General features: G+C 42.1%; 27 protein-coding genes. 22 read left to right on the forward strand and 5 right to left on the reverse strand.

All coding sequences use genetic code 11. From position 1 onward, the window contains the following. The 8 genes from ACJAZP_RS14465 to fdxB all read left to right on the forward strand — a co-directional run. Nucleotides 1–234, forward strand: a 234-nt coding sequence (locus ACJAZP_RS14465) for a nitrogenase component 1 (protein ID WP_415231451.1), incomplete at its 5' end; no start/stop codon positions are given. Between the two features lie 125 nt (nucleotides 235–359). Beyond that, complete coding sequence (nifT, locus tag ACJAZP_RS14470; protein WP_415231452.1) at nucleotides 360–569, forward strand: putative nitrogen fixation protein NifT; 210 nt, start codon at nucleotides 360–362, stop codon at nucleotides 567–569. Between the two features lie 21 nt (nucleotides 570–590). After that, complete coding sequence (locus ACJAZP_RS14475; protein WP_415231453.1) at nucleotides 591–1,004, forward strand: NifB/NifX family molybdenum-iron cluster-binding protein; 414 nt, start codon at nucleotides 591–593, stop codon at nucleotides 1,002–1,004. Nucleotides 1,005–1,139: 135 nt separating this feature from the next. Further along, nucleotides 1,140–2,504 carry a nitrogenase iron-molybdenum cofactor biosynthesis protein NifE gene (gene nifE / locus ACJAZP_RS14480; protein WP_415231454.1) on the forward strand — a complete coding sequence of 455 codons (1,365 nt, stop codon included), beginning with the start codon at nucleotides 1,140–1,142 and terminating at the stop codon, nucleotides 2,502–2,504. Between the two features lie 50 nt (nucleotides 2,505–2,554). Continuing rightward, complete coding sequence (gene nifN / locus ACJAZP_RS14485) at nucleotides 2,555–3,925, forward strand: nitrogenase iron-molybdenum cofactor biosynthesis protein NifN (RefSeq protein WP_415231455.1); 1,371 nt, start codon at nucleotides 2,555–2,557, stop codon at nucleotides 3,923–3,925. A gap of 1 nt (nucleotide 3,926) precedes the next feature. Next, nucleotides 3,927–4,070, forward strand: coding sequence for a hypothetical protein (locus ACJAZP_RS14490; protein WP_415231456.1), 144 nt, complete (start codon nucleotides 3,927–3,929; stop codon nucleotides 4,068–4,070). Continuing rightward, the gene (locus ACJAZP_RS14495; RefSeq protein WP_415231457.1) at nucleotides 4,067–4,507 is read left to right on the forward strand and encodes a NifB/NifX family molybdenum-iron cluster-binding protein; all 441 of its coding nucleotides are present in this window, start codon (nucleotides 4,067–4,069) and stop codon (nucleotides 4,505–4,507) included. The genes ACJAZP_RS14490 and ACJAZP_RS14495 overlap by 4 nt, the downstream gene beginning before the upstream one ends. A 32-nt stretch (nucleotides 4,508–4,539) precedes the next feature. After that, nucleotides 4,540–4,827, forward strand: coding sequence for a ferredoxin III, nif-specific (gene fdxB, locus ACJAZP_RS14500; RefSeq protein ID WP_415231458.1), 288 nt, complete (start codon nucleotides 4,540–4,542; stop codon nucleotides 4,825–4,827). A 93-nt stretch (nucleotides 4,828–4,920) separates the two neighbouring features. On the opposite strand, the gene nifA is transcribed toward fdxB, so the two are convergent. Further along, on the reverse strand, nucleotides 4,921–6,504 hold the full coding sequence (gene nifA, locus ACJAZP_RS14505; protein ID WP_415231459.1) for a nif-specific transcriptional activator NifA: 1,584 nt from the start codon (nucleotides 6,502–6,504) through the stop codon (nucleotides 4,921–4,923). Between the two features lie 457 nt (nucleotides 6,505–6,961). On the opposite strand from nifA, the gene rsxA reads away from it, so the two are divergent. The 11 genes from rsxA to modC all read left to right on the forward strand — a co-directional run bounded on the left by rsxA (nucleotide 6,962) and on the right by modC (nucleotide 15,983). Continuing rightward, complete coding sequence (gene rsxA / locus ACJAZP_RS14510) at nucleotides 6,962–7,537, forward strand: electron transport complex subunit RsxA (protein ID WP_415231460.1); 576 nt, start codon at nucleotides 6,962–6,964, stop codon at nucleotides 7,535–7,537. Between the two features lie 12 nt (nucleotides 7,538–7,549). Then, on the forward strand, nucleotides 7,550–8,101 hold the full coding sequence (locus ACJAZP_RS14515; protein ID WP_415231461.1) for an RnfABCDGE type electron transport complex subunit B: 552 nt from the start codon (nucleotides 7,550–7,552) through the stop codon (nucleotides 8,099–8,101). Next, complete coding sequence (gene rsxC, locus ACJAZP_RS14520; RefSeq protein ID WP_415231462.1) at nucleotides 8,098–9,564, forward strand: electron transport complex subunit RsxC; 1,467 nt, start codon at nucleotides 8,098–8,100, stop codon at nucleotides 9,562–9,564. Before ACJAZP_RS14515 ends, rsxC begins: the two co-directional genes overlap by 4 nt. A gap of 2 nt (nucleotides 9,565–9,566) precedes the next feature. Beyond that, the gene (locus ACJAZP_RS14525; protein WP_415231463.1) at nucleotides 9,567–10,541 is read left to right on the forward strand and encodes an RnfABCDGE type electron transport complex subunit D; all 975 of its coding nucleotides are present in this window, start codon (nucleotides 9,567–9,569) and stop codon (nucleotides 10,539–10,541) included. Further along, complete coding sequence (gene rsxG / locus ACJAZP_RS14530) at nucleotides 10,541–11,230, forward strand: electron transport complex subunit RsxG (RefSeq protein ID WP_415231464.1); 690 nt, start codon at nucleotides 10,541–10,543, stop codon at nucleotides 11,228–11,230. Before ACJAZP_RS14525 ends, rsxG begins: the two co-directional genes overlap by 1 nt. A 50-nt stretch (nucleotides 11,231–11,280) precedes the next feature. After that, entirely contained in the window at nucleotides 11,281–11,961 is a 681-nt protein-coding gene (locus ACJAZP_RS14535; protein ID WP_415231465.1) for an electron transport complex subunit E, read from the forward strand. A 16-nt stretch (nucleotides 11,962–11,977) separates the two neighbouring features. After that, nucleotides 11,978–12,253: an RnfH family protein gene (locus ACJAZP_RS14540; protein ID WP_415231466.1), complete on the forward strand. Its 276-nt coding sequence runs from the start codon at nucleotides 11,978–11,980 to the stop codon at nucleotides 12,251–12,253. Between the two features lie 9 nt (nucleotides 12,254–12,262). Next, nucleotides 12,263–13,102 carry an ATP-binding protein gene (locus ACJAZP_RS14545; RefSeq protein WP_415231467.1) on the forward strand — a complete coding sequence of 280 codons (840 nt, stop codon included), beginning with the start codon at nucleotides 12,263–12,265 and terminating at the stop codon, nucleotides 13,100–13,102. Nucleotides 13,103–13,473: 371 nt separating this feature from the next. Next, nucleotides 13,474–14,211 (forward strand): molybdate ABC transporter substrate-binding protein, encoded by a 738-nt coding sequence (modA, locus tag ACJAZP_RS14550; RefSeq protein ID WP_415231468.1) that lies wholly within the window; start codon nucleotides 13,474–13,476, stop codon nucleotides 14,209–14,211. 11 nt (nucleotides 14,212–14,222) lie between these two features. Next, nucleotides 14,223–14,897, forward strand: coding sequence for a molybdate ABC transporter permease subunit (modB, locus tag ACJAZP_RS14555; protein WP_415231469.1), 675 nt, complete (start codon nucleotides 14,223–14,225; stop codon nucleotides 14,895–14,897). 9 nt (nucleotides 14,898–14,906) lie between these two features. Then, on the forward strand, nucleotides 14,907–15,983 hold the full coding sequence (modC, locus tag ACJAZP_RS14560; protein ID WP_415231470.1) for a molybdenum ABC transporter ATP-binding protein: 1,077 nt from the start codon (nucleotides 14,907–14,909) through the stop codon (nucleotides 15,981–15,983). Between the two features lie 105 nt (nucleotides 15,984–16,088). Here the strand turns inward: modC and ACJAZP_RS14565 are convergent, their stop codons facing one another. Then, nucleotides 16,089–16,592: a nitrogen fixation protein NifQ gene (locus tag ACJAZP_RS14565; RefSeq protein WP_415231471.1), complete on the reverse strand. Its 504-nt coding sequence runs from the start codon at nucleotides 16,590–16,592 to the stop codon at nucleotides 16,089–16,091. Nucleotides 16,593–17,091: 499 nt separating this feature from the next. Here ACJAZP_RS14565 and ACJAZP_RS14570 point away from each other — a divergent pair, with 499 nt between their 5' ends. The 3 genes from ACJAZP_RS14570 to ACJAZP_RS14580 all read left to right on the forward strand — a co-directional run bounded on the left by ACJAZP_RS14570 (nucleotide 17,092) and on the right by ACJAZP_RS14580 (nucleotide 19,292). Continuing rightward, a complete protein-coding gene (locus tag ACJAZP_RS14570) occupies nucleotides 17,092–17,628 on the forward strand; it encodes a flavodoxin (protein WP_415231472.1) in 537 nt (178 codons plus the stop codon). Nucleotides 17,629–17,750: 122 nt separating this feature from the next. Beyond that, a complete protein-coding gene (gene cowN, locus ACJAZP_RS14575) occupies nucleotides 17,751–18,032 on the forward strand; it encodes a N(2)-fixation sustaining protein CowN (RefSeq protein ID WP_415231473.1) in 282 nt (93 codons plus the stop codon). Nucleotides 18,033–18,923: 891 nt separating this feature from the next. After that, on the forward strand, nucleotides 18,924–19,292 hold the full coding sequence (locus ACJAZP_RS14580) for a 2Fe-2S iron-sulfur cluster-binding protein (protein WP_415231474.1): 369 nt from the start codon (nucleotides 18,924–18,926) through the stop codon (nucleotides 19,290–19,292). A gap of 601 nt (nucleotides 19,293–19,893) precedes the next feature. On the opposite strand, the gene nifM is transcribed toward ACJAZP_RS14580, so the two are convergent. Genes nifM through nifV form a run of 3 tightly spaced genes read right to left on the reverse strand, consistent with a single transcriptional unit; the run spans nucleotide 19,894 to nucleotide 22,377 of the window. Next, complete coding sequence (nifM, locus tag ACJAZP_RS14585) at nucleotides 19,894–20,754, reverse strand: nitrogen fixation protein NifM (protein WP_415231475.1); 861 nt, start codon at nucleotides 20,752–20,754, stop codon at nucleotides 19,894–19,896. After that, nucleotides 20,748–21,239, reverse strand: coding sequence for a nitrogen fixation protein NifZ (locus tag ACJAZP_RS14590; RefSeq protein ID WP_415231476.1), 492 nt, complete (start codon nucleotides 21,237–21,239; stop codon nucleotides 20,748–20,750). Before ACJAZP_RS14590 ends, nifM begins: the two co-directional genes overlap by 7 nt. A 16-nt stretch (nucleotides 21,240–21,255) precedes the next feature. Then, nucleotides 21,256–22,377: a homocitrate synthase gene (gene nifV / locus ACJAZP_RS14595; RefSeq protein ID WP_415231477.1), complete on the reverse strand. Its 1,122-nt coding sequence runs from the start codon at nucleotides 22,375–22,377 to the stop codon at nucleotides 21,256–21,258. Nucleotides 22,378–22,386 lie beyond the last annotated feature (9 nt).

The following is a 22,386-nucleotide window of genomic DNA, read 5'->3' on the forward strand; positions in this document are numbered from 1 at the left end:
TACGGTAAATTTATCGAACGCGATACGTTGGCCAAAGGTGAAGAGTTTAAAGTGCCGTTAATCCGTATTGGCTTCCCAATTTTTGACCGTCATCATCTACATCACCAGACTACTTGGGGTTATGAAGGTGCAATGCAGATTTTAACCACGCTAGTCAACGAAATTTTAGCCAAGCTGGATCAACAAACCAGCAAATATGGCGAAACAGATTTCGGTTTTGATTTAATACGATAAAACCTTTCAAGGTTGGAGGTCAATTCTCCAACCTTTTATTTTTAGCAAAACAGCTTATTTCAGCAAGCTTTTTTGCTAAAAAAGGACTCATTAATAGATCCAGTCATTTAATCCAAGGAGCAGTTATGCCTAACATAATGTTAAGAGAACAAAACGGGATCCTAACGGGTTACATCGCTAAAAAAGATCTGGAAGCACAGGTTACGTCACTGGAGTTTGAAGAACAGGATCGCTGGGGTGGCAAACTCACTTTAAGCACTGGAGATAGTTATTATTTTGAACCTTTATCTGCAGTTCCCCGCTTACCAATAACAATCAGAATGCGCCGTGGTTAATAGCATGTAAAGGAGAAAAACATGACAACAAATACCCCAAAACTACAAATAGCAGTGGCCTCAACAGATGGCAAAACCGTTGATGGCCATTTTGGCTCCTGTGAAAAATTTTATATCTACAGCCTTGATGCACAGCAGATTCAGTATATTGAAATGCGCAATGCAGAAGGTGGGCGAGGCAGTGAAAAAAATGCTTTCCGTGCACAAATAATCAAAGATTGCCAACTGATGTTTTGCGCTTCTATTGGCGGTCCGGCAGCAGCAAAGGTGATCAACGCAGGCATTCACCCACTGAAAAGCAAAGATACCCCGACTATTGTCGATCAGCTTTTAGAGCTTCAACAACGCGTAAGCGCTGGTGCATTACCGCCATGGCTGGCAAAACTGATGGGCCAGTCTGATTACCTGAGTGAGCGATTCTCGGCATTAGAGTAATCAATAAAAGCAGGTTTTGTCAGCTGTCGTTCATTGTGGTAAATGCAACACAATCAAACTGTTAAATATCAATAGGTTAAATCAGGAATGAAGTTTGCAGTAGAAATATAACAGACGTTATATTTTGGAGATAATATGCGACAATCAGAAATCACTGAGCTGCAGAATGAACCGGCCTGCAGCCATAATAAAAAATCAAAATCAGGTTGTGCACCCGCAACACCCGGTGCGACTGCAGGCGGTTGTTGTTTTGATGGCGCGCAGATAACCTTGCTTCCTATCGCTGACGTCGCTCACATAGTCCATGGACCGATAGGTTGTGCCGGCAGTTCCTGGGATAAACGTGGTACACAAAGTTCTGGCCCGGAACTATTTCGTTTAGGTTTTAGCACTGACTTAAATGAGCAGGATGTGATTATGGGCCGTGGTGAAAAACGCCTTTATCATGCGATATTACAAGTGGCCGAAAAACACCAACCGGCAGCCGTTTTTATTTACAATACTTGTGTTCCCGCGATGGAAGGAGACGATATTGAATCTGTTTGTCGAAGCGCACAAAAGAAAATAAATATGCCCGTGATTGCCATCGATGCGGCAGGGTTTTATGGCAATAAAAACCTCGGTAATCGTATCGCCGGCGAATTAATGGTTGATAAAGTTATTGGCACGGCAACACCTGCTCCTAAACCTGAATTTGCCGGGGGTATTGTCCACGATATCGCATTAGTGGGGGAATATAATATTGCCGGAGAGTTATGGCATATTCTGCCTTTATTGGATCAATTAGGTTTACGAGTACTCGCCAATTTATCCGGTGACTGCCGCTTTAAAGAGCTGCAGACTATGCATCATGCACAGGCATTAATGCTGGTTTGTTCCAGAGCGCAGATTAATGTGGCACGAAAACTGGAAGACAAATATCAGATTCCCTGGTTTGAGGGCAGTTTCTATGGAATTCGGGATATTTGTGATGCCCTGCGTCAATTTGCCAAACTGATTGATGACCCTTCATTAACCACTCGCACTGAACAGCTAATAAACGCAGAGCTAAGCAAGCTTAATGAAGCACTAACCCCTTACATAGAACGATTAAAAGGCAAAAAGGCTTTGCTTTATACCGGCGGCGTTAAATCCTGGTCGATTGTTTCTGCATTACAAGATCTTGGTATGGAAGTCGTTGCCAGTGGCACACGAAAAAGTACCGAAGAGGACAAGGCCAGAATTCGCGAGTTAATGGGTGATAATGCCATTTTACTTGATGAAACAAGTCCGCGAAATCTGCTCGATGTTGCTTATCAGTACAAGGCGGACGTGATGATTGCCGGCGGTCGTAATATGTACACAGCTTATAAAGCGAGAATGCCCTTTGTTGAAGTAAACCAGGAGCGCGAGCATGCTTTTGCTGGTTTTAAAGGCATGTTAACCCTAGCCCAACAATTATGCCTGACGATTGAAAGTCCAGTTTGGCAACAAGTGCGTCAACCGGCGCCCTGGTCATAACCATGATTTTAAAAATTTTATATTCTCTCTTTCGAAAGTAGGAACATGATATGGCACAGATAATTCCCAATAAAAAACCGCTGGCGGAACAACCATTAAAAGTTGGCCAGCCAATCGGTGCTGCACTGGCTTTTTTAGGTCTGGATAAAACCATCCCTTTAATGCATGCAGCGCAAGGCTGTAGTGCCTTTGCTAAAGTGTTTTTGATACAACATTTTCATGAGCCCATTCCAATGCAGTCCACTGCAATGGATCCTATTTCCACGGTAATGGGATCCGATGATAACCTGATTCAGGCATTCACTAATATCGCTCAAAAACATCATCCCAAAGTAATAGGTTTACTTACCTCTGGTTTGACCGAGGCGCAAGGATCCGACATTCAGCATTCGCTCAAACTCTTTCAACAAGCAAATCCTAAATATAAAAATACGGTTATTATTCCAGTCAATACGCCCGATTTTTACGGCTCACTGGAAACCGGTTATGCCGTTGCGGTTGAAGCAATGATTGAACACCTTGTCGCGAACAAACCGCCCTCCAGTGCACGTCGTAAACGTGTCAACATTTTAGCCAGCCATATGCTTAATACAGGTGATATTGAGTTATTAAAAAGTTATGTGGAAGCATTCGGTCTGACACCCGTCGTAGTGCCGGATCTTAGTTTATCTCTTGATGGTCATCTGGCTGAACAGGACTTTACCGCTTTATCTCAAGGGGGAGCTACGGTAGAGCAGATAAAAACAATGGGACAAGGTTTAATCACCTTGGTTTTTGGACGTTCATTAGAGCGTGCGGCCGATATGTTAGCGCAACGTACTCAAATTCCGACCGAAATATTTCCACACCTGCATACACTGGAGGAATCGGATCGTTTGGTAAGTTTACTTGGTAAAATCAGCGGTCGCAAGACCCCTGCCGCGATCATACGAGCTCGAGGTCAACTCTGTGATGCGCTTATTGATACCCACAGTCAGCTGGGGGGGAAAAAAGCAGCATTCGCCATGGAAGCGGATCACCTGAATGCATTTAGCGCCATGTTTAGCAGCGTAAACATAACCTTAGCGGCTATTATTGCGCCCTGCAATCAACCGCAGTTAATCTCATTACCCGTTGACAAAGTGCAGATTGGCGATCTCTATGATTTACAACAGCAAGCTATTCAGGAAAATGTCGACTTGTTGCTCGCCAACTCCCATGCCAGTGGGTTTGCCAAACAGATAGGTATCCCCTTATTGCGGATTGGTATTCCGGTTCATGATCAATTTGGTTGTTTTGCTAAAAGTTTCATCGGCTACACAGGGATCCGCAATACCCTCTTTGAATTAGCTAATTTATTACATCACGAGGTGCATAGCATTCCGGTTTATCACTCCAAATTTAAACAGGATTTAAAGCAAATTAAGATGACGGAGGCATGATATGAGCAACGCATCGGCGCAAGTATTAAAAATAGCTTTTGCCAGCAGCAATAATATTGATTTAGATGAACATGTTAGAACCTGTTTTAGCCTCAGTATTTATGCAGGATTTAACCCAAATCAAGATGACGGAAGCATGATATGACCAACACATCGCAGCAAAAATTAAAAATAGCTTTTGCCAGCAGCAATAATATTGATTTAGATGAACATTTTGGGACCTGTTTTAGCCTCTGTATTTATGCATTAACCCGCTCAGACAGCGAGCATCTTAATACTGTTCTCCTGAGTCGTGAAGAAGGCCATCAGCAACAAAAAATAAGCGATCGGTTGTTGGCATTAGAGGATTGTTTTGCCGTTTATTGTCTCGCTTGCGGTAATCCGGTTCGCCGACAACTGTTGGCACAGGGTACACGGGTGATTATTCAATCTACAAGTGAACCGATTGCTAACCTTTTAATGGGCATTCAAAACAACTGGCCGGGGCAAATCGCGCAGAGACAACTAAGGCAAAGAAGAAAAAAACAAGACGCTGATTATTTTGAAAAATTAGCAGATGGTGAATGGGATGAACAAAATTAAAAACTATTTTTACATTTAAATAAGGAAACAAAATGGCAGAGTTAACAGGGTTAACAAAGTCTGGTGGAAACTGGACACCGCAATTTGTCGAAAGTCTGGCACAGGAAAACTGCATTGGTTGCGGACGTTGTTATAACGTCTGCACCCGTGATGTTTTTGCCCCGGAAGAAATTGAAGTTGATGAAGATGATCTTGGTGATTACGATGATGATCTGCGCATGGTCATGAGTCTTGCCAACGCCGACAACTGTATTGGTTGCGGCGCTTGCGCTAAATCATGTTCAAAACAATGTTTTGAGTTCGCAGCACAAACGCTTTAATGGTAATAATATAAATCAACGTCTTGCTCTAACTTGTAATAACAAGACGTTGCTCTCACCATAAAACCGTCAATAATAACCTTAAACTTAAACTTAAATCCTGCGGACATGAATGTTCATCGTCTGAATACGGTAAGCTATTTGCCTCGGGCTCATATTAAGAATACGTGCTGCTTTAGCCTGCACCCAACCGGATTGCTCTAATGCCGCAATCACCCGCTGGCGCTCATCCATCTCCTCACTATCACCACCTAAATTAGCACATGGTAGCACTACCCCATGGTGAATAACTTGCAGTGCAGCGTTGCCGGGAGCCGTGTGACTTGGCGTGATCACCAGTACATCCCGATCAATTAAACCCGACTCACTCATAATGGCAGCTCGTTCAAGACAGTTTTCTAATTCACGAATATTACCAGGCCAATGATGCCCCATTAAAAGTCTGATTGCCCCATCACTTATTTTTAACGTACGATTCTGTCGCTTGGATAATTTAGTAAGCAAAAATCGGGATAATTCAGGTAAATCTTCCAATCTTTCTCGTAAAGACGGCAGCATAATTGGCATAACATTTAAACGGTAATATAAATCTTCACGAAAATTACCGTTTTGAACGTCCAACTCTAACGGTCTATTGGTTGCTGTAATAATCCTAACATTGACTTTAATAGTTTCCTGCCCACCAACTCGTTCGAACTCTCCCTCCTGTAAAATACGCAATAATTTAGCCTGAAAACTGGCACTAATTTCACCAATTTCATCGAGAAACAGAGTACCACCATCAGCCAGTTCAAAACGCCCTTTGCGCATTTTTACCGCACCGGTAAAAGCTCCTTTTTCATGGCCAAATAATTCACTTTCTAATAAATTATCGGGTAATGCAGCACAGTTAAGCTTAATAAAAGGGCAATCAGAACGGGGGGAATTATACGCAATAGCACCGGCAATTAACTCTTTACCCGTTCCACTTTCGCCACGAATCAATACGGTAGTATCCCATTTTGCCACCTGCCTGACGGTTTCGAATATTTCTCGCATTACAGCTGTATCACCAACCATGGCAGGAAAACATTGCGGATTTTTAACCGTGCGCTGCAAAATCTCATTAGAATTTTGTAACTCTTGTTTTTCTTTTTGTACCGTATCCGATAAATGCAGCGTCTGCAGTATTAAGTTGGCAACCATTTCTAAAAAACGCGTTTTCACAGCCAATTCACTTAAATCTGAGTTCATCGGTTGAGCAACCAATACGCCCGCACGACTTTCATTCTTCCCTATCGGCACACAGATTAGCGGTAAGTCATAATCGTACAAACTAAGCCTGTCTAAAAAACGCGGATCCTTAGAAAGCTTTACAATTACTTGTGTTTCACCTTTTGCCTGAACGGAGCCTAGAATCCCCTCATTGGCACGATACTTAATTCTAGAGGCATCTCTAATCACCTCCGGATTTGCACCATGTAATGCCTGCACCAACAAACCTTGGCGGTCATCATTATATAAAGTCACCATGCCGAACTGCATACCGGCTAACTCATGCAAACAACACAACATCTGCTGTAATGTTTCCTCCATATTAAGAGATAGACTCAAAATAACACTGATTTTGTGCAATGCATTTAACTGCTGCTCAGCCCCAAAATGCTGTACTGAATCATTATTCATTAAATTTGTCATAAACTACCCCGTTAGATCTTTCATCTGCTAATAAGGCAGATAAAGACTGAAACACTACGTTCTCTGTCACAAAAGCAACAATTGTCTTAACTGTCGCATCAACCTTAATTTTTTATTGAGTCATAAGGGACAACGCAACTAACATGCCATAAATGTGATATATATCTCAAAAAAACAAAAACAAAACAAACAAATGATCTACATCAAAATAACCACTATTTTAAAAGGGCTTTAGCAAAATTAAAGATTTTTGTTTTACTTCATAAATCCCCCCCTATTCACCATACGCCCCTTTATAGGGCAATTTTTAGACAAAAAAAGCCACCTTGGTGCATTAAGCCAAGCACTATTTTTTGGCACAAATATCGCAGTAACTTAAATTAAGCGTACGTAACAAAGCGCATATTTTTAATTTTCTAAGTGTTAAACAGTTTCGCTTGTAAAGAAGGAGAAATGGATGAGTGAATACCTATTATTGCTACTGACCACCAGTTTGGTGAATAACGTGGTCCTCGCACAGTTTTTAGGACTGTGCCCATTTATGGGGGTTTCTAATAAGGTTGGTTCTGCTATGGGAATGGGTATAGCCACCACTTTTGTACTGACGTTGTCCTGCTCTGCCGCCTGGATCTTAGATCATTATTTACTGCTGCCACTGGGACTCGGTTTTTTACGGCTACTGAGTTTTCTTTTGGTGATCGCCGTTCTAGTGCAACTCACAGACATGATGGTTGCTTATCAAAGCCCCGAGCTGCACAAAATATTAGGCATTTTTTTACCGCTTATTACCACCAACTGCGCCATTCTCGGGGTTGCTTTATTAACCATTAGAGAGCAGTTAGGTTTTGTTGAAGCGATGCTCTACGGTTTTGGTTCTGCAGCTGGTTTTACGTTAGTGATCGTCATTTTTGCCGGATTAAGAGAACGTATGGCCCTGTGCCGCATCCCGTCTGCAATGGAAGGCGCGCCGATCAGTTTTATTACCGCAGGAATATTAGCAATGGCTTTTTCAGGATTTGCCGGACTTGCTTAGAAGGAGCACAACATGGAAATTATAAGCTTATTAAGTATTCCGCTACTGGCGATGATCATAGGGTTTGCTTTAAGCCTGGCAAGTCTATTTTTTGCCAAAGAAGAGGATCCGCTAGTCAACGCCGTTAATGAACTTTTACCCAATGGACAATGCGGCCAGTGTGGTTATCCAGGTTGCGCGCAGGCCGCCATTGCCCTCAGTGAGGGAAAACTAGGCCCGGATTGCTGTCCGCCGGGCGGACAGGCTTTAGCGCAACAACTCTCTAAATTGTTAGGTGTTCCTCTATTGAACAAAAGTAATCAGGAAAAAACGCTTCCTCAAGTGGTAGAGATACAAGCAAGTTTATGTGACGGCTGTACACGCTGTTTTAAAAAATGTCCCTTTGATGCGATTGTTGGCGCCAATAAACAGCTGCATGGGGTATTGAGCGAAATCTGCACCGGTTGTGGAATCTGCCTTAGTGCCTGCCCACAGGATGCCATTATTTATAAAACGGATCCTATTTTCACTACGGGTTGGGCATGGCCTAAACCCCTGCATAACCCTCGGGAGCTTAAATCATGATTTTTTTCAAGTCATTAATGCGCGGCGGCGTACACCCTGACGGACAAAAACAGTTAAGCAGCAACAGTGAAATTGTACGCCTGGATCCACCGAGGCGTTTATTTATATCGCTTAAACAACATATCGGCATGCCGGCAAAAGTGATTGTCAAAGCAGGCGAGAGTGTTATCGCCGGGCAGCTTATTGCGGTTGGGCATGGCAGTAGCGCCAATATTCATGCCCCGCAGTCTGGTATTGTCGATAAAATTGGCAAACATCGAGCGGCTATCCCCGGTGGTGGAGAGGAAATAATGATCCACCTGCTGTGCGATCCGCAAAATAATGATAGCGCAGTTAAGATTGATCATCACAAAAAAGGCCGCGAAGAGTTGCTTAATATTATTGAGGCGGCGGGTATTGTTGGTATGGGGGGGGCAGTTTTCCCTACTGCGACTAAATTACGTTCGGGTTTTAATAAAAAAATAGACACTTTACTGATTAATGGATGTGAATGTGAACCTTACTTAACCTGCGACGATCAGGTCATGCGCCAGCAGAGTGTGCAGGTAATTGGCGGGATCCGTTATCTGCTAGAGGTAACGGGGGCAGCGAAAGCTATTATCGGTATTGAGGATAATAAACCGCAAGCGCTGCAAATCCTTACGGATGCCGCCAGTGAAGACGACAATATAGAGGTAAAATCCCTACCTACTCATTATCCTATGGGGTCGGCTAAACAGTTTATCAAAGCCCTGTGTCAAGTTGAAGTACCTAAAGGTAAACGCTCAACAGACGTGGGTGTTGTGGTACAAAATGTAGCAACTTGCGCCGCTGTATTTAATGCCATTCGCTTTGGCCAACCGCAAACCCATAGGGTGGTCACTTTAAGCGGAAGAGCTCTTGAACAACCCATGAATATCGAGGCGCCAATCGGTAGTTTAATTTCTGAATTAGTGGCGCGCTGTGGTGGTTTAAAAAGCAAAGTCAGTCGAATTGTGATTGGCGGACCGATGATGGGACACACTATCAGCAACATGCACAGCCCAATCATTAAAGGGACAAGTGGTATTTTACTGCTTGAAGAGGATGAAATTCCAGAATATAACAGCAGCCCCTGCGTAAGTTGCGGACGCTGCATTGCGGCCTGTCCGATGGGGTTAATGCCCAACAGAATGGCTGAATTGATAGAAAATGATGATCTGCAGGGTGCCAGCAAACAGGGATTAAGCGCCTGCTTACTCTGCGGTTCCTGCGCTTTCATTTGTCCGGCATCTTTACCGCTGACCCAATATTTTACCTACGCGAAAGATGAACTGAGTCTTCGAATGAAAATGGAGAATAAAGCACAACTGGCTCGCCGGTTAAATCAACAACGTAGTGAACGATTGTCGGTCGAAGCAGATAAAAAAGCCGCAGCGAAAGAAGCCAAAAAAGCGGCAAAAAGATCGAGAAAAACGTCACCCAGCATTGAGCAGGAGTTATAAATATGCCCACATTGATCTTAAGCGCCCCGCACATCCACTCAGGAATGACCGTTAGCCGCCTTATGAGACAAGTTATCTGGGCGTTACTACCCGCACTTGTGTTGGGCCTGTATTTATTTGGTGAAACAGCATTACAACTGCTATTTGCATCTGTTATTGCAGCATTGTTTACCGAGTGGTTGTGCCAAAAAATCCAAAAAAATCCGCTCGGCAGTTTGACCGATAGCAGTACTATCCTTACCTCTCTCTTGCTGATCATGAGTTTACCCCCCCATTTCCCCTGGTACCTTGGTGCATTTGGCGCGGCCATCGCGGTCGTTCTGGGCAAACAGGTTTATGGCGGACTGGGGCAAAACCTGTTTAATCCCGCAATGTTAGCCCGTGTGGTACTGCTGATCTGCTTCCCTGTTGAGATGACTACCTGGCCCAGTCCGGATCCTATTATTCCCCTGCTACCAGTACTGACTGCGGTTGATGGTTTTAGCGGTGCAACCTTATTAGGAACAGTAATGGAAAGTGGCAGCAGTGAAAGCCATCTGGGTCTACTGCCTATGTTACTTGGCATCAACCCGGGCAGCCTGGGCGAATCTCCTCTCTTATTGCTGCTTGGCGGCCTCTGGATGACCTGGAAAAAAGTCATTGATTGGCGCATCTCATTGGCTTTACTCGTTGGCTGTATATTGCCGTCAACGATTGCATGGGGGCTGTCTCCAGAAACAATTTTATCTCCTGCTGCACAGGCATCTAGTGGCGGATTAATGTTAGCGGCCTTTTTTATAGCAACCGATCCCGTTACCAGCCCTACTTCTCCGAAAGGCAGAATATGGTACGGCTTAGGCTGTGGTTTATTAATATTTTTAATTCGTATCTTCGGTACTTATCCTGAAGGCGTCGCTTTTGCAATTTTACTGATGAATGCGCTGAGTCCGCTGATTGAAATGTCGACTAAGCATCGCAGCTACGGGGAGAATAAATAATGTTAATCACCGATAAATTAAAAAACACACTTTACTACCCGGCTATCTTAATGGGTGTCGTCACATTATTAATTTGCAGCATACTGGCCTTAACTAACGCCGTTACCGCCGGGCCGATCGCTGCACGTCAAAAAGAGGATTTAACTAAACTGCTAAATCAAGTTTTACCGGAAAGTTTTTATGATAATCAGCCTCTTGATAATAAGTATCAGCTGAGCGCAGATGGTCAGGATGTGTTTTTTTACCGCGCAAAACTTAAAGATAAAATCAGCGCGCTGGTTTTATTTACTAAAGCTGCAGGTTATTCGGGTGATATTTCGTTGTTGATCGCGATCACTGCCGATGGTGAACTGAGCGGCGTTCGTGTACTCAGCCATACCGAAACACCGGGACTGGGAGATCAAATTGAGCGGGTTAAATCCGACTGGATATTAAGCTTTAACGGATTATCGCTTATCAATCCCCAACCGTCAGGCTGGGCGGTCAAGAAAGACGGTGGGCAGTTTGATGCATTTACAGGCGCAACCATCACCCCAAGAGCGGTTGTACAAGGTGTTTTCAACACACTGCAACTGTTCAAAGAGCAGAAAAATTATTTTCTGGAGACAAGTGGCAATAAAAAAGCACTTAGCAGCACACCAACTGCAGCAGCCGTAGTAAAACAGACAACGACAGAAGCCAAAAGATAAGTAAATTTGTAACATCTGAATATCAATCAATCCCTGTAAAAGGAGTTAATATGCAGCAGTATAATTATAAAGAGATGATTAAAAATGGCCTATGGGATAACAACGTCGTATTTGTACAGATGCTCGCACTCTGCCCATTATTAGCAGTGACGAGCGGTGCAACTAACGGCTTGGGTATGGGGCTAATTACCACGGCGGTGATGTTTTTTTCCAGTCTACTGGTCTCACTAATCCGCCCATTTTTAACCCCTAAAGTACGTATCCCCATTTTTGTGTTGTTAATTGCCAGCTTAGTAACAGTTGCAGATCTTGCAATGAATGCCTGGTTTCATGAATTGCACAAAGTCCTCGGATTATTTATTCCGTTGATTGTTACTAACTGTGCCATTTTGGGCCGGGCTGAATCCTACGCATCAAAAAACCCCAGCTTGCCCGCTATGGTTGATGGCTTGGCAACCGGTGCCGGTTTCACTCTTGCCTTGGTGATACTTGGCGGAATTAGAGAAATTGTTGGCAGCGGTACTTTGTTTGCTAATGCCAGTTTATTACTGGGTGAACATTTTTCTGTTATCGAACTAACGCTATTACCTGAATACCGTGGTCTGTTATTAGTGCTGCTGCCATCTGGTGGATTTATCGTGCTTGGCCTGATACTTGCTGGTAAACGTATCTTAGATCAAGCGCATGACCCGAAAGCGGTTCAGAGTGACTTTTCATGCACAACAAGTTAATCGCAGGAGTAACAAAATGAAAATAAGTATCGCCTACGCAGCCGGTAGTGACAGTTTCTGGCAGGAACTGGATTTAACCGCGCCCGTCACTGCAGAACAAGCAGTGCAGCAGTCAAGACTACCAGAGACATTCAGTGATCTCGACCTAAGCACGCTAAAAATAGGCATTTTTGGTAAAGTATGTCCGAAAAACAAAACCTTAGAAGAGGGTAATCGGGTCGAAATTTATCAACCGATAAGTTCTCAAATATCTGATGACGATGACGACGATGATGATGATGATGATGATTAGGAGTAAGCTATGTTAAGACACATTATTGAAATAGACCAGGCATCCTGCAACGGCTGTGGTGACTGCGTACCAACATGCCATGAGGGAGCTTTGCAAATTATTGATAATAAGGCGCATCTTATTAGCGATCTTATGTGCGATGGTCTAGGCGCCTGCCTGGGTCACTGCCCTACTGGCGCACTAAAAGTCATACTGCGTGAAGCAACTCCCTATGATGAACGGCAGGTGATGATTAATATCATCAAAGGTGGTAAAAATGTGATACAGGCACATCTGCAACATCTGCAACATCTGCTGGAACATAATGAACTAAAATATCACGGAATCGCACTGCAGGTATTACAGGAGGAAAATATTCCTGTACCGCTAGGTAATTTAAAACCAAAAAGTAAAAAAACCGCTGCATGCCCTGGCACTGAGTCTCTTAGTTTGACTGAAAAAAGTGTAGCTGAAAAAAGCCCGGCTCCAAGTGACGCAACAAGCAGTCAACTAAGTAACTGGCCAATACAGTTACATCTGATTAATCCAACAAACAGCGAATTTTATAATACAGATTTGCTGCTCGCGGCTGATTGTTGTGCTTTTAGCGCAGCGGATTTTCATCAGCGCTATCTTACGGGTAAAAAATTAGCCATGGCCTGCCCCAAACTCGATCCTAATCAGGAAAGTTATATTGAAAAACTCAGTATAATGATCCGCTACGGCAAGCTAAACAGCATCACCGTATTAAGAATGGATGTCCCCTGCTGCGCAGGATTATCCTCTCTGGTTGATAAAGCGGTATTGCAGGCTAAAAGAAAAATCCCCATTGAAACCATCACCATCAACAAACAGGGTTATCCTCTGTAGTTGATAAAGTTGAGAGAGCGAAGAAAAAAATCTCAATGGCTATCATAATCCCAGATAAAGCAGGTACCTAACCAGTCACCTGCGCCATTAAATTTCAACAAACTCAAGCCCGTCATAGCATGCCTAGTATCGCTTTTAGGCGCATTTTATTTACTGATTTACAACCCGCATAAACCTTTTTGTTACAACCCCTACAATCCCCTCTTTCGTCTTAAATTAAATATAAAAAAAGTAATTTAAATCAATATGTTAAATATATTTTTATGCGGCGATAAAACAGGCATATATCCTGCATTTATAGTTTACAGTATTTATAGTTTACAGTATTTATAGTTTACAGCATTTCTCAAAATCCCGAAGTGAGGTTAAAGATGAAATTTTCACAATATGCAGTGCTATTGACAATGGTATTTTCGAATCTTTGTTATGCGGATAATGTAATGATTGCCGTTGCCAATAATTTTTATAAGCCGATGAAAAGTATTGCGCTCGATTTTAAACAAGCGACAACACATGAAATACAGCTCAGCACCGGCAGCACCGGGCAACTCTATGCACAAATAGTCAACGGAGCACCCTTTGATATATTTCTATCTGCTGATACAAAACATCCTAAAAAATTAGTGGAGGCCAATTTAGCAAGTCAACCATTTACCTATGCAAAAGGCCTGCTGGTTTTATGGTCAGCACAGGAGGATCTTATTGATTCAAGCGGGCAGATATTAACCTCGGATAGGTTCCATTACCTTGCGATGCCCGATCCCAGACTTGCACCCTATGGTTTTGCAGCGCAACAAACAATGCAAAAATTAGGTCAATACCAACGTCTTAAATCTAAAATGGTTATGGGTAAAGGATTAAATGCCACTTATCAATTTATTGCGACCAGTAATGCTGAATTAGGTTTTATCGCGTTATCGCAAATTTTTAAAAATGGGCAATACCAAAGCGGATCACATTGGCTGATTCCCACTGATTTATATTCTCCAATTTTGCAGGATGCTGTTTTGCTGCGCACCGCTAAAGACAACCCGGCCGCCAAAGCTTTTATCCAATATTTAGCAAGCAATAGCGCCAAGCGTTTAATTGCGGGTTTCGGTTATCAATAGAGGAAAATATGATGGCAGATATCGACGTCAGCGTTATTTTCACCACCTTAAAATTAGCTTCAGTGGTGACCCTGTGGTTATTGTTGATCGCCATTCCGCTAGCGTGGTGGTTATCTCAAACTAAATCTAAATGGAAAGGGGTTGTTGGTGCGCTATCTTCTCTGCCTTTAGTCCTGCCCCCTACCGTCTTGGGCTTTTATCTGTTGGTGGCTTTAGGTCCCAATGGCCCCTTAGGCCAATTTTTTACGCCATTAGGGCTGGACAGATTACCCTTCACCTTTTCCGGAATTGCTATCGCTTGTATTGTGCACTCCCTGCCTTTTGTAATCCAACCCTTACAAAATTCGTTTACCGCGATTGGGACTCGTCCTTTAGAGGTGGCAGCAACGTTACGCGCCTCACCCTGGAATGCTTTTTGGTATGTGGCCATGCCGCTCGCCTGGCCAGGTGTTTTTGCTGCGGCAATTATGGGGTTTTGTCATACGCTTGGCGAATTTGGTGTGGTTTTGATGATTGGCGGTAATATTCCGGGGAAAACCCGAGTGGTATCCGTTGAAATTTATAATTATGTTGAAGCGCTAGAATATGGAAAAGCACACTTACTTGCCGGTGGTATGGTGGTTTTTTCATTTATGGCTTTACTGGCAATATATGCCCTTAATTACAAACACCAGGCAAGAATTTAAGGACGATAAATGCAAAACCTACAAGCAAAATTTAATGTTCAATACGATGATTTCCGCCTGCGGGTAGATCTGCATTTACCCGCTCAGGGGGTGAGTGTTTTATTTGGTCATTCCGGCTCAGGGAAAACAACCTGTTTACGGGCAATGGCCGGGCTTGAACGTTTAAAAGATGGGTTTTTTTCAGTTGCAGGAGAAGTATGGCAAGACGAATCAAAGGGTATTTTTGTTCCTCCACATCAACGTGAAATTGGTTATGTTTTTCAAGAGGCGGGATTGTTTTCTCACTTAACGGTGCTTAAAAATTTACACTTCGGTTATCACAGGATTGCGGCGCACAAACGTAAAATAACCATCGCTACGGTTATCAACCTGCTTGGAATAGCGCATTTATTAAATCGTATGCCAAACAAATTATCGGGTGGTGAAAAACAACGCGTGTCGATTGCGCGAGCATTATTAACCTCACCTAAATTATTGCTGATGGATGAACCTTTATCGGCATTGGATAATGTTTTAAAGGCTGAAATTTTACCTTATTTAGAACGCTTACATAGCGAGCTTGCAATTCCAATTATCTACGTCAGCCACAGTGTTGATGAAGTCGCCCGTCTGGCCGATCACATTGTTATATTAGAGAAGGGAAAAGTGATTGCCGATGGACAGGCAAAATCCATTATGACGGAGGTTAAACTGCAAAAGTTATTTGCTAAAGGAATGAGCAGTATTATTGAAACAACGATCGCCAAACACAGTAGTAACTACCTGACATTATTGGATGCCGACGGGGTTCAGTTATGGGTAAGCAGATGCCCGATGCCCGTCGGGAGTCGTTACCGTTGCCGAATATTAGCCTCGGATGTGAGCCTGTGTTTATCTAAACCTAAGGACTCTTCCATTTTGAATGAAGTCAGTGCCACCATCCTGCAGATTGAAGCAGCAACGGAAATGTCTGAACTATTACTGGTATTACAGTTGCAGAATAAACAACGTATTTTGTCACAAGTGACCCAAAAATCCGTTGAAAAACTAAATCTTAAAATAGGACAGCAGGTTTGGGCACAAATTAAAGCCGTCGCTATTTGTTAAGAAGAGATATTTTCTAGACATTATTCGCACAGAAATCCCAACAATTTGTGGTCTTTCAGACTATCCTGCACTAGTTTCAACGAAGAAATTAATCATAAAAACGGATTAATCTTCAGGAGCGAAGCATTCATCAAAACTTCGGCAAGTATCACAACTAGGAGCACGGCACATATAATCCCCGCCCAATTCACAAAGCTGCTTATAAATAAATCTTTTCCAGCGCATATTCTGAGTGTTTTTTTTAGCAAACTCGGGAAAATACACCGACATTAATAAAGTTAATGCTCCGCGCTCAGGCAATCCCAAATCTTTCCAGAGGTGTTCAGAGCCAAGGCAGGCCGTTGCAACCACCACCGCCATCTGCGCTGCGAAATTCATATCGGAATTGGCATAATCACTCAGTAAAGCGCTTATTTCATTCCTTTCTTGAAGGCGAATTTGTAAAAGCTCCTGATAAATATCTCGTTTACGTTGCCGCTGAACAATCTCCTCCGGGTTCAATTTTTGTTGATTAAACAGCTTAAAATGCTCTTTTAATTGCGTATAATTTTGCGACATCAGACCTAATGCGGTCGGAAAAGAGCTTTGACCTGACCAATAAGTCTTCACGATGCAGTCCCAATAAAAGGATGGGAGCCTCTTCTGCTGCATTATATTTTTAGGCTGCGACATTATTTTCCCTTAGCTTATTTTGTTATTTCACGGCACTTATTGTTTGAATCTAAGTCATGTTATTTGCTAGGATTTAAGCTGTTATCCATAATTAATATACAAGAATCATTCCTATTGTTCATTTATCTCCCATTAAAGTCTGTAAGCGCATATATCCAATTGTTAATCCTCAAAACAACAGCAGGACCCGTGCCAAAGTGAATAATATCTAACCGCCATATTGGCAGTTTACTGAAAATGCAGATAACTCATTTTGTTGTAACCCATACAATTATTCTTTTTGTTGTGCCAAAGATCACATGAAAAATAACGCCATACGAAAAATAAAACTTATAAATCATGATTTTAGAGAAAATCAGGCCAAAAGTAATCAGGCATAAATCCTGCAAGAACATAACTAGCAGAATATACCCCCTCTACCTACAGGAGAATGACCATGGCTAATACAGGCATTATTTTCGGCACAGATACAGGTAAAACACGCAAAGTAGCAAAACAAATTTATAAGATGCTGAGCAGTGACAATGTCGCTAAACCGGTTAATATCAACCGTATTTCAATTGAAGACCTGTTGGAATATGACAACCTTATTATCGGCACCCCTACACTTGGAGAGGGAGAACTGCCCGGGTTATCGGTGGAGTGTGAAAGTGAAAGTTGGGAAGAGATAGCTGCTGAGCTTGAAGAGGCGGATTTTAGCGGAAAAACCATCGCCCTTTATGGACTCGGCGATCAGGAAGGTTACCCGGATGAATTTGTCGATGCTTTGGGTGAATTGCACGATATATTTTCAGGTGCAGGTGCCACTATGATTGGCCGCTGGCCAAATAGCGGATATAAATTTAACAGCTCAACAGCTTTAGACGGCGATCATTTTGTTGGTCTTGCCTTAGATTTAGATAACCAGTCTGATTTAACGGAGCAACGCTTGGCACAATGGCTGGAAATTATCAAACCAGATCTCGGTTTATAACCTTATATTCGCTTAAGCATAAAAGAGCGCTGTATTTTACAGGGCTCTTTTTCCTATAAAAATTATCCACCAGATGAATCAAGTTTCTGATTCATCTGGTGGATATCAAAAAGGAATTACTAATGAATCAAATTAACAACCGTTATCTGTCGTTTTCTGGTAACACGTGTGATACCAACGCCGCTCAGTTGATAGAGATGTTAGAAATGAATATTAATGCCGGTAATGGCAGCAAAGAATGGCACACCTACTTTGCGATAAAAAGGCAACAACAGCTCAAATCACAACATGATGATTTACATTTTGTTGGCAATCAAACAAATACCTTATATGAATACTTTGAACTTTGTGAAGATCAATCTGCACTCGTATTACTTTATAAAATAGAGCAAGAATGTTGTTAGTTATGAGACAGTATTTAAGTTAAAAATAATATAATAATATTTTTAACTTACCTCTTCACCCTTCACCCTCCACTGTTGCAGTTAATTAAATCGCCTGAAATTGTTTGAGGGAAAATAAATAGCGTAATGCGCTCGATTAAATAAGTACTATTGAGATGAAAAAGTGCGGTTATTATTTTTCAGATGACAATCAGCACAAGCGAATATTGTCATTTTTAGTTTTATAATTGTAACCTTTAAAGCAAATTGTTGTTTTAACGATAATATTTTACTTTCCCTCGACTGACCAGCAGCATTTAATACCCTCATAAAAATAACCAACAGCGACTATGAAACATCATAACCAAATGTTTTATATACATAAAAAAATATAAAGGCATTGTTTATCCCGCTATTAAGCCGCTTAAAGTGTTAACAATCTAACCTGCAAATTAGTTGCTATTTATGGCTTATGAATTGCAACTATTTTCATCATCAATTTGGCTTAATTGATACCTCTTGTCTGGCATTCAAATCAGATCAATAGGAGTTGCGTTTATTTGCCACATCCATTCTAAGCACCAATAATATTTGTGAATACGGTGTGGCTAAAACTAAAAACTAACGTACCTATCAATAAACTTATAACAAGTGCATTCATTAGGTGCTTTTTCTTGGCAGGAAAATCATCACTAACAGGGCATGAGTTACAGGGTTGTGTTATTTCAACGTGACAAAATCGTCAGAGACGGTTCTTTAGCTGCTCACCGTTGCAATAAACACGAATCTTGTGCAATAAATTGTTGAGCTTAATAGCGTTGATTTTAACTGCCAAGACGATCCACGTTTTGCTGTATCTGTTATCAAGGGGTCAAATTGGTATAACTTTTTACAACCAAAAGGAAATGTTATATGGCTACTGTCTATTTTTCATCACCCATTATGAGAAAAAATAAAAAAGTGATAGCTGTTGCGGGTAAGCGCAGCGCGCTATTAGGTCTCGCACAAGAAAACGGCATTAAGATACCACATGAGTGCAAGGATGGTCGCTGTGGCTCCTGCTTAGTGGAAGTTACCCATCTTGATGGTGATCATATTAAAGGGACAATGTTAACCGATAAAGAACGCGAAGGACTTAAAAACATTGGTAAACTTTCGGAGAAAGATGCTGAGCGTGCTTCAGTGTATGACCTGCCGCCAAAATACCGATTAGCTTGCCAAGCGATTGTCACCGATGAAGATCTGCTGGTTAAGTTCACCGGCGAACCTGGTGGCGCATAACTAATTTGCATGCCTTTGCATATTACTCAGATTAATAGTTGAAAATGGGCAGAGATATTTGTTTATAGATTTTTTATGCTGTTAATTGGGAAGTTCATCTATTTTAAACTGCCTTTTTACCAAAAAAGGCAAAGAAACGACACAGTCGGAGTGAAATACATTAGCATGCTGATTTATAGCTTATCAGTTTAATTACCAGCCTTTTAAGCTTAAAAGGTTGGTTTTTATTCAGGCGGATAGCCTGCACGCTTGCTGATCCTAATATTAAAAGTAGAGCTTGTTTTTATAATTTTGGCAAAGAAGTCATTATAAATTTTAATCGATAAAATAGTTGCGGCAGCATAAAGGGGATTCTTTTAGGTTTTTTGACAGAGACTAAAGACGCACATTCAATCTACGATTCTGCTCATCATTGCAAATACTGAATAGCAGCACAGAAGGCTATTGGCAGATAACATGGAGATGCAAAAACAGATAATCGAGAAGATTAAAATGGGACTGGTTTACGGTGAAGTCCGGAACATCGGTAAATGTATTTATCTTAAAACCAGTCTGGTTGTTCACTATGCCCGGAGTTTGAGGAGACCATAATATAAAACCATTAACTCACCGAGAGTAAACTGCTTATCCATTTTTTTTGCTGTTTTTTCTTACGATGCTCATAAAGTTGCAGGCTTATCTCCTGCAGTGCTTCAGCCTGGTTTAATTCACTAGGAGGGTAAATTTCATGACATAATAATAGATGTAAGCCAATTTCGCTTTCAACAACTGAGCTTACCGTCTGTATTGGCATTAAAAACAAAAGGTTATCTAATTCCGGATAAAGCTGACCGCGCGTAACAGTGCCAATTAAGCCATTATTTAATGCGCTTGGGCATTCAGAATTTTGCATTGCAAGTTTTGAAAAGTCATCAATATTATCCCGTAATTTATCCCGTATCGTATTGATTCTTTTTTTAGCCGCCGTGCTTTTATTTTCAGGATATTGATCGTTAATAGTAATTAATATATGGCTTACCTTACGTCGCTCAGGGTGAGAAAATCTGCCTTTGTTTTTTTGGTAATAATCCAACGCTTCTTTTGTTTTCACCGCAGGGACATGCAGACTCTGCGCTTCGATTGTTTTTTCGCAGAGAAGGTCCCGATAGATAACTTGCTGTAATTGTTTCTTGCTCATTTTCTGTTTTTCAAGGCAGAGGTTAAAATCATCCGAGTTATCAAACTGACTTTGTAACTGCTCAATGGCAACATCAACTTCTTGTACCGCCACTTTCTGATCCACTGATTCAGGACTCGCCAGTACCACCGTCATTAATCTCTGCGCCACTTCAACTTGCCCTTCCAGTTTATCTAATATAACTGCATCAAGTGATTCTGGAGCACATTGGTACCCATTCCAGGCTAATTTTATTAATTGGTACTGCCGGCAGACAGCTAAGTTAATTGGGTAGTTTGCTAACATGATTTTCTCCCTACGGATAATAGCGATGCGGCTGCTTGCTCTATTTTTAGTGCCGATTCCGGGACTATCCATGAATTATTATCCAGGCCATTTTGCTGCTCAAATAAAATGCGGTAGGACAAAGGTGCTTTTTTGCTCTCTATCCCTAATACTTGCCCGCTTGCGCCGCGGGTAACCACTATTTTTCCGCAGCTACTAAGGGATTGCTGTACCGTTACGCGATCACCTCGCTCAAACAGTCTATCAATCCATGGTGTTGTTAGATCGATCAATTCCGACTCTCGGCAACCTACGGTAACGCCTTGATCGATAAAATCAACTTCATAGATAACCTGATCCTGCAGGAACTTGCCCACCCCTTTAATATACCCCAGGTTACCTCGACGGATTAATAGGGCGCCGCGCGTACTGCCCATAAAAGTGCCGTCATTTCTGATATTTTTAATCACTCTGACCTGATCACCAAAATCAAATATTGCTTCCATTGTAAAATATCCTTATTCAGCTAATAGCGCCTAATATCCGGCTGCTTATTTTAAGTAACTCTTTCCCCGAAGGACTGCGTTTGCGGTTAATAGCAAACTCCTGCACCGCGGACAATATTTTTCCGGTTTGCACTTGATCTAATACAATTCCAAACCGGGCAAAAACCGCTTTCACAGCGGCCATGCCCGAGTGTTTACCTAAAACCAGGGTATGAGTGCGTCCCAATAATCCAGGATCCAGACCTTGATAATTACGTATATCTTTGATTAAACCATCAATATGAATACCGGATTCATGGGTAAATACTCGCGCACCCACCAAACTTTTTTGCCTTGGGACAGGTTGACCTGCCGCCTTGGAAACGGCTAAACAAAGCGCTGGAAAACTGTTTAGGCGAATGCCCGTTTGCTGCTGATAACATTGATGCAGCGCGATAACCACCTCTTCTAAAGGTGCGTTACCCGCACGTTCGCCTAAACCAATGACAGTGGTATTCGCATAAGCTGCGCCGGCTTTAATGGCCGCGAGGGTATTCGCCGTCGCCAAACCCAAATCATCATGACAGTGGATCTCAATTGCTAAAGGTTGCCCGGTGCTTAATATTTTAATTTTCTCATAGGTTGTAAAGGGTTCAAGCAAACCTAAAGTATCTGCGTAACGTAATCGTTGCGCACCTGCTCGTTCCCCTAATTGACCAATTGCGATTAAAAAATCAAGTTCAGCCCGTGATGCATCCTCACAACCAATACACACTTTTAACCCCAATGAAACTGCATAATAAATTGATTCTTCTAGTTTTTTCAAAATTGTAGCGGGTTCACATTTGAGCTTGTGAGTGATCATCTGTTGTGAAGTTGGAATAGAAATATCCACCCAATCAAGCTTTAACTCAGCAGCAAGTGCTATTTCATCGTTTTTAGCGCGACACCAAGCCATTAATATAGCTTTGGGTAATGCTTTTCGAATCGCAGCAATGGTTAAACACTCCTCAGTGCCCATTGCCGGAATACCAATCTCTAAATCCGTCACCCCCGCTTGAAAGAGCATGATTGCCAACTTCACTTTTTCTTTGCGGGTGAAAGCCACTCCGGCCGTCTGTTCGCCATCCCTGAGCGTTGTATCGTTAATAATCACCATAACTGCAAC

The organism is Psychromonas sp. (genome assembly GCF_047632955.1).
Taxonomy (GTDB): domain Bacteria; phylum Pseudomonadota; class Gammaproteobacteria; order Enterobacterales; family Psychromonadaceae; genus Psychromonas.

What these genes read in the sequence shown, in the direction of transcription:
- nifT (WP_415231452.1), top strand. Translation starts at nt 360, where the DNA reads ATGCCTAACATAATGTTAAGAGAACAAAACGGGATCCTAACGGGTTAC.
- ACJAZP_RS14475 (WP_415231453.1), top strand. Translation starts at nt 591, where the DNA reads ATGACAACAAATACCCCAAAACTACAAATAGCAGTGGCCTCAACAGAT.
- nifE (WP_415231454.1), top strand. Translation starts at nt 1,140, where the DNA reads ATGCGACAATCAGAAATCACTGAGCTGCAGAATGAACCGGCCTGCAGC.
- nifN (WP_415231455.1), top strand. Translation starts at nt 2,555, where the DNA reads ATGGCACAGATAATTCCCAATAAAAAACCGCTGGCGGAACAACCATTA.
- ACJAZP_RS14490 (WP_415231456.1), top strand. Translation starts at nt 3,927, where the DNA reads ATGAGCAACGCATCGGCGCAAGTATTAAAAATAGCTTTTGCCAGCAGC.
- ACJAZP_RS14495 (WP_415231457.1), top strand. Translation starts at nt 4,067, where the DNA reads ATGACCAACACATCGCAGCAAAAATTAAAAATAGCTTTTGCCAGCAGC.
- fdxB (WP_415231458.1), top strand. Translation starts at nt 4,540, where the DNA reads ATGGCAGAGTTAACAGGGTTAACAAAGTCTGGTGGAAACTGGACACCG.
- nifA (WP_415231459.1), bottom strand. Translation starts at nt 6,504, where the DNA reads ATGACAAATTTAATGAATAATGATTCAGTACAGCATTTTGGGGCTGAG.
- rsxA (WP_415231460.1), top strand. Translation starts at nt 6,962, where the DNA reads ATGAGTGAATACCTATTATTGCTACTGACCACCAGTTTGGTGAATAAC.
- ACJAZP_RS14515 (WP_415231461.1), top strand. Translation starts at nt 7,550, where the DNA reads ATGGAAATTATAAGCTTATTAAGTATTCCGCTACTGGCGATGATCATA.
- rsxC (WP_415231462.1), top strand. Translation starts at nt 8,098, where the DNA reads ATGATTTTTTTCAAGTCATTAATGCGCGGCGGCGTACACCCTGACGGA.
- ACJAZP_RS14525 (WP_415231463.1), top strand. Translation starts at nt 9,567, where the DNA reads ATGCCCACATTGATCTTAAGCGCCCCGCACATCCACTCAGGAATGACC.
- rsxG (WP_415231464.1), top strand. Translation starts at nt 10,541, where the DNA reads ATGTTAATCACCGATAAATTAAAAAACACACTTTACTACCCGGCTATC.
- ACJAZP_RS14535 (WP_415231465.1), top strand. Translation starts at nt 11,281, where the DNA reads ATGCAGCAGTATAATTATAAAGAGATGATTAAAAATGGCCTATGGGAT.
- ACJAZP_RS14540 (WP_415231466.1), top strand. Translation starts at nt 11,978, where the DNA reads ATGAAAATAAGTATCGCCTACGCAGCCGGTAGTGACAGTTTCTGGCAG.
- ACJAZP_RS14545 (WP_415231467.1), top strand. Translation starts at nt 12,263, where the DNA reads ATGTTAAGACACATTATTGAAATAGACCAGGCATCCTGCAACGGCTGT.
- modA (WP_415231468.1), top strand. Translation starts at nt 13,474, where the DNA reads ATGAAATTTTCACAATATGCAGTGCTATTGACAATGGTATTTTCGAAT.
- modB (WP_415231469.1), top strand. Translation starts at nt 14,223, where the DNA reads ATGGCAGATATCGACGTCAGCGTTATTTTCACCACCTTAAAATTAGCT.
- modC (WP_415231470.1), top strand. Translation starts at nt 14,907, where the DNA reads ATGCAAAACCTACAAGCAAAATTTAATGTTCAATACGATGATTTCCGC.
- ACJAZP_RS14570 (WP_415231472.1), top strand. Translation starts at nt 17,092, where the DNA reads ATGGCTAATACAGGCATTATTTTCGGCACAGATACAGGTAAAACACGC.
- cowN (WP_415231473.1), top strand. Translation starts at nt 17,751, where the DNA reads ATGAATCAAATTAACAACCGTTATCTGTCGTTTTCTGGTAACACGTGT.
- ACJAZP_RS14580 (WP_415231474.1), top strand. Translation starts at nt 18,924, where the DNA reads ATGGCTACTGTCTATTTTTCATCACCCATTATGAGAAAAAATAAAAAA.
- nifM (WP_415231475.1), bottom strand. Translation starts at nt 20,754, where the DNA reads ATGTTAGCAAACTACCCAATTAACTTAGCTGTCTGCCGGCAGTACCAA.
- ACJAZP_RS14590 (WP_415231476.1), bottom strand. Translation starts at nt 21,239, where the DNA reads ATGGAAGCAATATTTGATTTTGGTGATCAGGTCAGAGTGATTAAAAAT.
- nifV (WP_415231477.1), bottom strand. Translation starts at nt 22,377, where the DNA reads ATGGTGATTATTAACGATACAACGCTCAGGGATGGCGAACAGACGGCC.